9 protein-coding genes are annotated in these 11,174 nt (G+C 72.0%); 2 read left to right on the top strand and 7 right to left on the bottom strand.

What is annotated here, in order from left to right; all coding sequences use genetic code 11:
- Positions 1 to 258 precede the first annotated feature (258 nt).
- Together VFE05_01515 and VFE05_01510 are read left to right on the top strand one after the other, a co-directional pair.
- On the top strand, positions 259 to 1,410 hold the full coding sequence (locus VFE05_01515) for a histidine kinase (protein HET6228723.1): 1,152 nt from the start codon (positions 259 to 261) through the stop codon (positions 1,408 to 1,410).
- The gene (locus VFE05_01510) at positions 1,407 to 2,192 is read left to right on the top strand and encodes a LytTR family DNA-binding domain-containing protein (protein ID HET6228722.1); all 786 of its coding nucleotides are present in this window, start codon (positions 1,407 to 1,409) and stop codon (positions 2,190 to 2,192) included. Before VFE05_01515 ends, VFE05_01510 begins: the two co-directional genes overlap by 4 nt.
- A gap of 207 nt (positions 2,193 to 2,399) precedes the next feature.
- Here the strand turns inward: VFE05_01510 and VFE05_01505 are convergent, their stop codons facing one another.
- The 7 genes from VFE05_01505 to VFE05_01475 form a co-directional block, all read right to left on the bottom strand.
- The gene (locus VFE05_01505; protein HET6228721.1) at positions 2,400 to 3,461 is read right to left on the bottom strand and encodes a plastocyanin/azurin family copper-binding protein; all 1,062 of its coding nucleotides are present in this window, start codon (positions 3,459 to 3,461) and stop codon (positions 2,400 to 2,402) included.
- A gap of 154 nt (positions 3,462 to 3,615) precedes the next feature.
- Positions 3,616 to 4,254 (bottom strand): carboxypeptidase regulatory-like domain-containing protein, encoded by a 639-nt coding sequence (locus VFE05_01500; protein HET6228720.1) that lies wholly within the window; start codon positions 4,252 to 4,254, stop codon positions 3,616 to 3,618.
- A gap of 354 nt (positions 4,255 to 4,608) precedes the next feature.
- The gene (locus tag VFE05_01495) at positions 4,609 to 5,640 is read right to left on the bottom strand and encodes a tetratricopeptide repeat protein (GenBank protein ID HET6228719.1); all 1,032 of its coding nucleotides are present in this window, start codon (positions 5,638 to 5,640) and stop codon (positions 4,609 to 4,611) included.
- A gap of 16 nt (positions 5,641 to 5,656) precedes the next feature.
- The gene (locus VFE05_01490) at positions 5,657 to 6,265 is read right to left on the bottom strand and encodes a hypothetical protein (GenBank protein HET6228718.1); all 609 of its coding nucleotides are present in this window, start codon (positions 6,263 to 6,265) and stop codon (positions 5,657 to 5,659) included.
- A 124-nt stretch (positions 6,266 to 6,389) separates the two neighbouring features.
- Positions 6,390 to 7,721 carry a sigma 54-interacting transcriptional regulator gene (locus VFE05_01485; GenBank protein HET6228717.1) on the bottom strand — a complete coding sequence of 444 codons (1,332 nt, stop codon included), beginning with the start codon at positions 7,719 to 7,721 and terminating at the stop codon, positions 6,390 to 6,392.
- 334 nt (positions 7,722 to 8,055) lie between these two features.
- On the bottom strand, positions 8,056 to 9,177 hold the full coding sequence (locus VFE05_01480; protein ID HET6228716.1) for an IS481 family transposase: 1,122 nt from the start codon (positions 9,175 to 9,177) through the stop codon (positions 8,056 to 8,058).
- 387 nt (positions 9,178 to 9,564) lie between these two features.
- Positions 9,565 to 11,174: chloride channel protein (locus tag VFE05_01475; GenBank protein ID HET6228715.1), on the bottom strand; the 1,610-nt coding region annotated here is incomplete at its 5' end.

Raw genomic sequence — 11,174 nt, 5'->3', positions numbered from 1 at the left:
GGGGTGCCCCCTCCCCCGGCCCCTCCCCCGCAAGCGGGAGAGGGGAGAACTGCATGCAGGATTGTGGCTTAGCCCGATATTGTCCTTCTACCGAGCGAGGCGGAGGCTGCCGCGGCGTGGAGCAGGCTCCCCTCCCCCAGGCAGTTTTGGGGGAGGGGCTGGGGGAGGGGGCCGCCGGTGCGCGTGTTGTCTCTGCGGGGATGGGTGCATACCATTGAAGGTGAGGGTTTCCCTTCCCCGCATCTCCCGGCCGGACCAATGCCTCCTGACATAGAGCCTTCGGACGTGCGCGAGGCGCCGTGGTCGCCGCGCTTCTGGCCGGTGAACCTGGCGGTGTGGACGCTGGTGGGCGCCTTCTTCACGTCGCGCGTGTTCACGCTCGCGTTCGTGAACCGGCCCAAGCGGATGCCGGACTACCGCGCGGTCATCGGCAACATGGCCGACGCGTACGTGTGGGCGCTGCTCACGCCGGTCATCTTCGCGGTGGCGCGGCGGTGGCCGCTGGGGCGGTCGACCTGGCGGCGCAGCCTGCCGGTGCACGTGGTTGCCGCGGTGGCGTGCGCGTGCTTCTCCATCCTCATCAACGCGCTGCTGGGGTCGTACAACTACCCGGAGGAGCCGTTCGCGTACTGGTCGTACTTCGCGTGGACCTTCCACTACGACCTGCAGTGGTACACGGTCATCGTGGGCGCCTTCCACGGGGTCGAATACTACCGCAAGTACCACGACCGGGAGCTGCGCGCCTCGCAGCTCGCCACGCGCCTGGCCACCTCGCGCCTGGAAGCGCTGAAGACGCAGATCCAGCCGCACTTCCTCTTCAACACGCTGCACGCCATCTCCGAGCTGGTGCACGAAGACCCCGACGCGGCGGACCTGATGATCGCGCGCCTAGGCGACCTGCTGCGGCTCACGATGGACGACGCCGCGGCGCAGCAAGTGCCGCTGGGCCGCGAGATCGAGCTGCTGAACGCGTACCTGGAGATCCAGCGCACGCGGTTCCAGGACCGGCTGCAGGTGGAGATGCGCATCACGCCCGAGGCGCGGCGCGCGCTGGTGCCCAACTTCGTGCTCCAGCCGCTGGTGGAGAACGCCATCCGCCACGGCACGGCGCCGATGGCGGGCGCGGGCCGCATCGTGGTCTCCGGCGCGCGGCGGGGCGGCACGCTGGAGCTGGAGGTGCGCGACAACGGGCAAGGCCTGTCCGCCGAGCGGCGGGAGGGGGTGGGGCTGCGCAACACGCGGGAGCGGCTGGCGGAGATGTACGGCGGCGCGCAGCGCTTCGAGGTGCGCGCGGGCGAGGACGGCGGCACGGTGGCGACGGTGGTGATCCCCTTCCAGCCCGCGGGCGAGGTGGAGACGTCGATCCTGAGCGCGGGGACCGGCACGCCGCCGGTGGCGGAGGCCGTTTGAGCGCGCTCCGCGTGGTGGTGGTGGACGACGAGCCGCTGGCGCGCCGCCGCCTGGTGCGCCTGCTCAAGGGCGAGGGCGCGGACGTGGTCGCCACGTGCGCCAACGGGCGCGAGGCGGTGGAGGTCATCCCCCAGCTCGCGCCCGACCTGGTGTTCCTGGACGTGCAGATGCCGGATGCGGACGGGTTCGAGGTGATCGGGCAGATCGGGGCGGAGCGGATGCCGGCGGTGATCTTCGTGACGGCGTACGACCAGTACGCCATCCGCGCGTTCGAGGTGCACGCGCTGGACTACCTGCTCAAGCCGTTCGACCGCGTGCGGCTGGCGGACGCGCTGCGCCGCGCACGGCCGCGCCCCGCGGCCCCCGCGGACGACGGCGCGCTGGACGAGCGCCTGCGCGCGCTGGTGGAGCAGATGCGCACGCCCGCCCCCGTTGCCGCGCCCGAGCACCTGGAGTGGCTGATGGTACGAACGCGCGACAAGGTGCAGGTCGTGCGCGCACCCGAGATCGCCTGGATCGAGGCGGACGGAAACTACGTGCGCCTGCACACGGCGGGCGGCGCCTACCTGATCCGCGAGAAGATCGGCACGCTCGAGGAGCGGCTGGACCCGGCGGTGTTCGTGCGCATCCACCGCTCGTACGTGGTGAACCTCTCCCACGTGCGGGAGCTGAGGCCGTGGTTCAGCGGCGACTACGCGGTGGTGCTGCACGACGGCAGCGAGCTGCGCCTGAGCCGCTCGTACCGCGAGCGCCTGGGCAAGCGCATCGCGCAGTACACGTAGCGCGCGGATGGACACCGGCCGCTCCCGGCTGCGCTTCCGCCGAGCCGCGTGCGACGGTGCCGCATCCGCGGACGCACATCCCACCTAGACGATCGGCTGCCGCACATCGGCCGTTGCGCATCCGGAGCGCGGCGGCGGGGAAAAAGAGAACGGGGACGATGCTCGGCTTGGCATCGTCCCCGTCCTGCATCCAGCATCTTCCGATGGCTACTCGACGATCACGACGCCGACCATGTCCGGGTGCGGGATGCAGTAGTACTCGTAGCGGCCGGGAGTGTCGAAGCGATGGACGTACGAGCCGTGCTGGCCGATGAGGCCGCTGTTCCACGCGCCGTCCTTGGCCGTGACGGTGTGCTCGTCGTCGTCCTCGTTGGTCCAGCGCACGCTCTGCCCGGCGCGCACGTGCACCTCGGGAGCGCGGAAGGCGTAGCCGCGCATCTGCACCGCGGCTGCGGCGGCGGTCGCGGCCGGAGCGGAGGCGGAGTCGGCCGGCGGGGGTGCGGGGTGCGGGTGGATGATCTGAAGCCAGCGCGCGGGTCCGCCCAGCGGCACGGTGAAGGTGAAGCCGTAGCGGATCTTGTCGGTGAACAGCGCGCGGCGGTGCGAGGCGCCCTGGAGCGTCGTCGCACCTGCGTTGGAGGCGTGGAACGAGAGCGTGTGCGGGCTGCCGGGGATGGCGAGTGCCACGCCGCCGCTCCACACCGTGCCGAAAGTGTCCGACGAGAGCACGCGCCCCACGTCACCCGTGAGGCCCAGGTAGCGGTTGATGTGGAAGACGCCGCCCACCGTGCCCGCGAAGCCCGCATCGCCCGTGTGGAACATGTTCGAGTAGCCGCGCCCCTCCGCCAGCAGCGTCAGAGGACCCACCCGCTGGTTGAGGCTGATGGCGCCGTCGGCGCTGTGCGCCTCGGCGTTGTACGCGGCGATGGGCGCGACGACGGTGCCGGGGCGCAGGGTGAATGCGCGCTTCACCCAGTAATCCGTCTCGTTGCCGTTCAGGTTGGCGGGGTCGATCTCGCTGTTGCTGGTGTGGTCGGCGCCCACCGTGAAGCCGTGCGGCAGCCCGAACGCCAGGGTGAGCGTGGGGAAGTTCTGGATCTCGTCGCCGCCGTGCAGGCTCACGAAGCGGTGCGCGAAGACGAACGTCGCCGTTCCGGACCGGACGGTCCACGTGCCGGCGATGTTGGGCGAGGTCTCCAGCGTGGACTGCGCGGCCGCGGGCGCGGCGGCGAGGACGAGCGCGAGCGCCGCGGCGATGCGGCGCGTCACGGCGCGGCGGAGGTGTGGGCGGTCATCTGGATTCTCAGGGGAGGAGTGGGCGAATTATCCGAACGGTGACGGACGGGAGACGCCGGGTCCGAGGAGCAGTCGGGGAACCCGTACGACCTGACGTGCAGCCAGGTGCCTCCCGCCCGCCCGTCCGTCACTGCACGGCGATGCGGCCCGTCATGCCCGCGTGGACGGTGCAGTGGTAGTCGTAGACGCCCGCCGTGGTGAAGGTGTGCGTGAACGTGGTGCCGCTGCCGCTGATGTCGTGGCTGGCCCACGCGCCCGCCTGCCCCGCGACGTTGTTGGTGATGGTGTGCGCCGTGGGCGTGTCGTTGATCCACCGAACCGTGGCGCCGACCGAGACCGTCTTGTCCGGCGGGCTGAAGTCCTGCGCACCGATGTGGATGTCGTTCGACGCGTTGGTGTTGTGGAGCGACCACGTGACGCTGCTGGTGGCGCCCGCCTGCACCGTGGCGGGCTTCGTGTCGTCCTCGCCCGTGGCCAGGGTGAAGCCGGCGGGACGCGTGAGGTGCAGGGTGTAGCTGCCCGGCGCCAGGTTGCCGAAGCTGTACGCGCCGCTGTTGCCCGTGGTGGCGCTCGCGCCTCCGGTGATGGCGACGGTGGCGCCGTTCACGCCGGCGCCGTCGGCCGTCACGCTGCCGGAGATGGTGCCCGTGGTGGGCGGGTTGGTCGTCCCGCCGCCGGAGCCCCCGCCGCCGCCGCTGCACGCGGGCAGGACGGCGAAGGCGAGCGCGGAGGCGGCGAGGCAGGCGATGCGGGCGGGGCGGTTCATGTCACACCTGGAGATGAAGTGGCGGCCGATGAGGCCGGAGACGGGCTCGATGATCCAACCCGCATCTCCGCCGCGAGGGACGAACGGAATGGCGGAGACGGGAGGTGATGCGCATCGGAGCACGTCGGTTCGGCATCTCCACAAAGCAATCGGTGCTCCGCCGGAAGATGGATACGCGGAGCGTTGCGGGACAACGGTTTAGCGGCCAGCGACCCGTGATCGAAGGAAAGCACCGTGTCTCATAGCGAGACACGGTGCTTTGTTGCGCCACAGGAGAGCGCTTGGGAGCCCATCCATCCACCGTCTACCGACCCTCGCGGACGGATGAGAGACGATCAGCCGGAGGACGATCACTCAGGGAGATCGCGGCTCGTCGTCGGCTCCGTCGAGGTCGGCGGCGATCATCCGGAGGGCGGCGGCCTGGTCCGCGGCGGCGAGGAGGTCGAAGGCGGCGGCGGAGTCGAGCAGCGCCTCGCGGGCGGCGGCGGTGTCGCCCAGGTCGCGCAGGAGGAGCCCGCGGTCGCGCTGCACGTCCGCACGGAGGAGCGCGTTGGCGTGCGTGCGCGCGGCGAGCAGCGCCTCGTCCAGGCGGGCGGCGGCCTCGGTGTCGCGGCCGTCCAGGCGGGCGGCGGCGGCCATCACCCGCAGCGCCTCGCCGCGGCGCACGGGGTCGCCCAGGCGCTCGAAGCGCTCCATCGCCCGCTCCGCCATCGCCTCGCCCAGCCGCCCGTCTCGCCCGCGGACGCGCAGGATGGCGCGCCCCGTCTCCGCCAGGCCCACGATGTAGTCCAGCCCCGCGCCGCCGGCCAGGTCCGCGGCGCGCTGGTGGTGCGCGTCCGCCTCGCCGCCGAAGCCCAGCTCGCGGTAGGCGACGCCCAGGTTGTGGTGCGTCTGCGCCAGGCCGCGAACGTCGCCCGCGCGGCGGAAGGCCGCGAGCGCCCGTCCGTAGAAGGCGAGCGCCTGGTCGCGGCGCCCGCGCACGTCGGCCAGGATGCCGAGGTTGTTCGTGGCACGCGCCAGCATCTCCGCATCGTCCGCCTGCGAGGCGTAGTCCAGCAGTTGCCGGAAGCGCTCGTCGGCCTCGCCCACGCGGCCCTCCTCGAAGAGCGCGTTGCCGACGAGGTTCACCGCCTCGGCGGCGAGGCGCGCGTCTCCCCGGCGGCGCGCCTCGGCCTCCACCTGCTCGCCCAGGCGGATCGCGCGGCCGGTGCGGCCCACCATCCGGCTGGCGGCGGCAACGGCGTAGCCCATCGCCGGGTCGGCCAGCAGCGCCGCTTCGTCCGTGACGTCGCCGCGCGCGGCCAGCTCCGGCCACGCGGCCGCCGCGCGGAGGGCGCGGGCGTCCTCCGGCGTCAGCGGGAGCGGGGCGGGGGCGGCGGCTTCCATCGCGGGCGGCTTCCGTTCACTCGGACGCGGCGGGCGAGGAGCGGTGCCCCCCGGCCAGCGCGTACTGCGAGAACCCGTCGACGCGCGCCATCACCTCCTGCGCATCCTCGGCGCGGGAGGTGGGCACGCGGGTCCACGGCTCGCCCGGCGCCTCGCGCCGCCACACGGCGAAGTCGCGCGCGCGCGCCGCATCTGCCGGATCGACCCACTTGTACGAGACGCGCATCTGCGCCGGGTGCGAAGGATCGAAGCGCAGGCCCGCGGGCTGGAACTCGAAGCGGAACGCGTCGGGATCGGGCACGTCCACCGTGATCAGCACGGAATCGCCCGGCTGCACGCGATGCCCGTCGGGCAGCGCCAGCAGCGCGTTGCCGGGAACGGTGAACTCCAGGCACTTGTCGCCGGCGTAGACCCCCTGGTTCACGTAGCGGATCTCCACCTGCCGCGTGACGCCCGCCACGGCCCAGAACTGCGCGTGCAGCGCGGCCAGCGGGGGCGCACCGGGGGCGGCGCGCAGGAAGACCAGCTGGTCCTCGGCGCGCTCTACGGGCAGCGTGGCGCGGTCGCACGACGCGAGCAGGGGCGCCAGCGCGAGCAGCGCGGCGCGGATACGGAGTGATGCCATTCGCCTTCCTCGTGAGTTGGTGCTGCACGATCGGTATCGGACGAGGCAAACCGCGCTCCCGCCGGGGGCGGCACGGATCCTCGCATCTTCCTCCTCCACCCTGCCCTGCGCCGCTACGGCTGTATCATTCCGGGACATCGGTCCCGTCCAGCAGCCGGTACAGCCGCGAGCGGGAGATGCGGAGCGCGTGGGCCGCCGCGCGCTTGTTGCCGTCCATCCGCTCCACCATCGCGAACGCGGCCGCGCGCTCGATGTCCGCCAGCGGCGCCGGAAACGGCAGCGCGCCGTCCACCCGCGCGGGAGCCACGCCGCGGGGGAATAGGTCGGCCGGGTCCAGCCCGCCGTCACCCAGCAGCAGCGCGCGCTCCAGCCCGTTGCGCAGCTCGCGCACGTTCCCCGGCCACGCGTGCGCCAGCAGCGCGCGGGCGAGGTCCGGCGGGATGGGCGGCTCGGCCATGCCGTACTGCGCGGCCAGCGTGCGCAGGAAGTGCCGGGCGATGAGCACCACGTCCTCGCCGCGCTCCCGCAGCGGCGGCAGGTGCACGGGAATCACGCTCAGGCGGTAGAAGAGGTCCTCGCGGAACTCGCCGCGGCGCACCGCCTCGGCCAGGTCCACGTGGGTGGCGGCGATGATGCGCACGTCCACCTCGCGCGAGCGCACGGCGCCCAGGCGGCGCACCGCCTTCTCCTCCAGCGCCTTCAGCACCTTGCCCTGGAGCGCCAGCGGCAGGTCGCCGATCTCGTCCAGGAAGAGCGTGCCCCCGGCGGCGGACTCGAAGAGGCCGGGCTTGGCGGAGCGCGCGTCGGTGAAGGCGCCCTTCTCGTGGCCGAACAGCTCCGACTCCAGCAGCCCGGCAGGGATGGCGGCGCAGTTGAGCTCCACGAACGGCGCGGCGGCGCGCGGGCCGTTGTGGTGGATGGCCTCGGCCAGCAGCTCCTTGCCCGTGCCCGTCTCGCCGGTGATGAGCACCGTCGCCCGGTCGCGGGGGATGATGCGCGCCGCACGGTCCAGCGCCGCACGCAGCAGCGGGCTCTCGCCGATGATGCGGCGGAAGTCGAACGAGCGCCGTTCCACCTCCGCCAGCCGTGCGCCCGCCGCACGCTCGGCCCGTCGACGCGCCCGCTCCGCGATCTCGCCCCGCAGCGCATCCGCATCTCCCGGCAGCGCGAAGCAGTCCGCCGCCCCCGCTCGGACGAGCGCCGCGGCCCAGCGGTGATCCGCCCGCGCGCCCACCACGATCGGCGGCGGCGACCCGGCGGCGGCGAGCGCACGCACCGCATCCTCCGCCTCCTCCTCCACCCCGCCCACGGCGACGATCACGGCCACCGCGTCCCGCACCGTCCCCAGCTCCTCGACGGACGCACCGGCGCGCAGCTCCCCGCCCGCCGCCTCCGCGAGCGGCGGCCACAGTGACGAGAACGACTCGGAGCGCACGAAGACGTAGAGGAAAGCCAAGGGGGAATGCGAGATGTGGCGAGGAATTCCGCCGAGGACCGGCAGGTCGCGGAGAGCCAGGACGCCGAGATGTAGCGTATCGAGACACAATAACCGCCACGCCGCTCCCCGCGCCAGATCGGCGTTCAAACAGATGTTCGATTGCGCGAGAGGGAGGTTGGAGGCGGACGGATGTGAGCAAGCGGGTTGATCGTTTACACTTTAGACCGGGAGGATTGTTTACAGTCTCCCCCTCCCGATTGGTTGCTCCTCGTCTCTCCATCGCGGTGAGGCGTAAGCAGCCCCACGGGAATGTTGGCCCCGTATCAACACGGCCGCCACCGCGCTCCCGGGGCTAGGGGAACAGCTTCCCCAAGCGCTCATCGAAACGTCCCAGCTTCACGTGATAGAAGAAGACCGACCACATTCCTTCGGCGGTCTCCTCCAGCGCGACGGTCTTCCTCGCCAGCACCTCGCTGATGAAGATCTCGCGCCCGCGGAAGCGGACGGTTCCCACGCCGCGCACCCGTCTCACCTCGCAGTGGCCCGGATACTCAGGCTCGGGGATCCGCTCGGGCATCGGCCGCGGCGAAGGTACGTACAACTCGGACGGCGTCTTCAGGCCCAGTGCATGATGCGGCCGCACGTAGTCCAGCTCCTCGCGCACATCGTCGAACTTCACCTGCTGGCCTTGCTGGTTCTGGGCAGGCGGGAAGCGCGTCGGGGTCAGCTTCTCGTGCATCCGCTCATGGCTGCCGTTGTCCTGCGGGCACCTTGGCCGGCTGCGGTTGGGCGTGATCCCCAGCTCGATCCACCAGACGTTCAGCTGGGAGAGCCGTAGCGGCGTGGGCGAGGCGAACGGCGACCCATTGTCGGTCCGGATCGCCCGCGGGAGCCCGTACTCGCGGAACATGCGCTCGAAGCACGGCTTGGCCTCCTCGCCCCGCGTAGACAGCAGCGCCTCGCACAACAGCAGGAAGCGCGAGTACGCATCCTGGATCGTGAGCGGATAGCAGTACTTCCCGTCCCGCGTGCGGAACTGCCCCTTGTAGTCCGCGGTCCAGACCTCGTTGGGCTCCGAGGTGTGGAGCGTGCCTCCTTCGCTCCGGCCCGGCTTCGCGCGCCGGTGCCGCGGCTGCACCAGGCCTTCTCTGGCCAGCAGATCGCCCACCGTGCTCGGCGCCGGCAGCTCCAGGCCGGGGCTGTGCTTCGCCAGGTAGGCCAGGAGCGTGATCGGTCCCCATGTCGGGTGCTTGCGCCGCAGCCCGAGGATCGTCTCCGCCACCTCACCGTCGATCTTGTGCGGGCAGCGGTGCGGCCTGTGGCTCCGGTCCGCCAGACCGTGCGGGCCCTCTGCCGCACACCGCTCCAGCCACTTGTACCCGCAGGGGCGGCTGATGCCGAAGCGCTGGCACAGCTCCGTCATCGAGTACAGCCCTTGAGCGTGGGTCACCACGAAACGCATGCGCTCATCCATCGGACTCGTCTCCAGCCAGGGCATGACGCACCTCCCGTTACGGTGTGTCATGCACGTTAAACCGCTCTGGCTGTAAACGATCCTCCCGGTCTGATCTGTAAACAATCTACCCGGTCTGGACCAGAGATGCCCCCTCCCCAGCCCCTCCCCCGCAAGCGAGAGGGGGCAGTGTGTTGCGGCGGTGAGGCTTACGCGCGGTACCCACCTCCGCGTGACCAAACTCTGCCACCGATACAACCCCACGGTCCACGCTTCTGGTCTCCCCTCCCCCAGGCAGTTTTGGGGGAGGGGCCGGGGGAGAGGGCCTCCCCCCGCAGCAAAAGAGCCCCGCATCTTCCGTGATGCAGGGCCCTTCTCCGTTGTAACTCTCTGCCGATTCTCCGCTTTCTACACCACGCCTTCCATCTCCCGCTCCGGCACCCGCCCGCGCGGCGGCTGCCTCTGGTGCGCGGCGTCGAGCCGCGTGCGGTGGGCGGAGAGGAGATCGCTTCGCGAGACGATGCCGATCACGACGCGCGGGTCCTCGCGGGAGACCACGGGCAGGCGGCCCACGCCCTCGTCCACCATGTGGTCGGCGGCCTCGCGGAGCGTGTTGTCCTCGTACACCACCGCGGGCGCGCGGCCCACCAGGCCGGCTATGCGCAGCGTGTCCTCGTACGCGGGGTCCAGCAGGTCGCGGCGGGTGACCACGCCGAGCAGGTGGCCGGCATCGTCCACCACGGGGAAGCCCTGGTGGCCGCTGCCCTCCACGCGCGACCGCAGCCAGGCGCGCACCCGGCCCAGCGAGTCCATCGCCGAGACGGTGACCACGTCGGTCGCGGCGGCGTCGCGGACCAAGACGTGGGTGAGGTGGTCGACCTCGTACTCCGTGCGGATGCGGGTGCCGCGGCGCGCCAGCTTCTCGGTCATGATGGAGTTGCGCATCAGCAGCAGCGACACCAGGTAGGCCGCGCTGCAACCGGCAAGCAGCGGCAGCAGACCCATGGGCTGGCGCGTGGTCTCGAACGCGAAGACGACCGAGGCGAGCAGCGCGTGCGAGGCGCCGGCGAAGATGGCCGCCATCCCCACGAGCGCGGCGACGTGCGGGTCCACGCCCAGTTCGGGGAGGAAGACCGCCGCCGCGGCACCCAGCGCCGCCCCCAGCCCGCCGCCGATGGTGAAGAGCGGCGCCAGCGTCCCGCCAGACGTGCCGCTGCCCAGGTACACCGCCCAGGAGATGAACTTCAGGAGGACGAGGAAGACCAGCGCCCGACCGGCGATGGTGCCGGAGAGGATCGCGTCGATGTTGCTGTAGCCCACGCCCAGCGTGCGCGGCTCGACGTACCCGATCACGCCGACGACGACCGCGCCCAGTGCCGGCCACCACATCCAGTGGATCGGCAGATGGTCGAACGCGTCCTCGATCGCGTAGCAGACGCGCGTCACGAACACCGCGGCGAGACCCACGACCGCGCCGAGCAGCGCGTACGTCGCCAGCGCGGCGCCGCCCGGCTGAGACAGCGTCGGGATCGTGAACACCGGGGCGGAGCCGACCAGCGCGATGCGGACGGCGGTCGCCGTGGCCGCCGCGAGCGCGACGGGGACGACGGAGCGGGGGCGGTACTCAAACAGCAGCAGCTCCACCGCGAGCAGCACGGCGGCCACGGGGCTGCCGAAGGTGGCGGCCATGCCCGCCGCGGCGCCGGCGGCGAGCAGCGTCTTCCGCTCGTCCGCCGTGATGTGCAGGAGCTGGCCGACGATGCTGCCCAGCGCGCCGCCCGTGGCGATGATCGGCCCCTCCGCGCCGAACGGGCCGCCGGTGCCGATGGCGATGGCGGCCGACAGCGGCTTCGCCACGGCGGTGCGGGGCGCGATGCGGCTCTGCTGGCGGAGGATGGCCTCCATGGCCTCGGGGATGCCGTGGCCCCGGATGATCGGCGCCCACTTGGCCAGCCCCGCCACCGCCAGGGCTCCGAGCACCGGGGCGACGACGAGGCGGGGGGATGGGTCGAGGGTGC

The organism is Longimicrobiaceae bacterium, assembly GCA_035696245.1.
In the GTDB taxonomy this organism is placed as follows: Bacteria; Gemmatimonadota; Gemmatimonadetes; order Longimicrobiales; family Longimicrobiaceae; genus DASRQW01.
Note: the sequence above shows the minus strand (reverse complement) of the source record. Positions and strands in the feature narration are given on the sequence as shown.

What these genes read in the sequence shown, in the direction of transcription:
- VFE05_01480 (HET6228716.1), bottom strand. Translation starts at nt 9,177, where the DNA reads ATGGATGAGCGCATGCGTTTCGTGGTGACCCACGCTCAAGGGCTGTAC.
- VFE05_01490 (HET6228718.1), bottom strand. Translation starts at nt 6,265, where the DNA reads ATGGCATCACTCCGTATCCGCGCCGCGCTGCTCGCGCTGGCGCCCCTG.
- VFE05_01495 (HET6228719.1), bottom strand. Translation starts at nt 5,640, where the DNA reads ATGGAAGCCGCCGCCCCCGCCCCGCTCCCGCTGACGCCGGAGGACGCC.
- VFE05_01500 (HET6228720.1), bottom strand. Translation starts at nt 4,254, where the DNA reads ATGAACCGCCCCGCCCGCATCGCCTGCCTCGCCGCCTCCGCGCTCGCC.
- VFE05_01515 (HET6228723.1), top strand. Translation starts at nt 259, where the DNA reads ATGCCTCCTGACATAGAGCCTTCGGACGTGCGCGAGGCGCCGTGGTCG.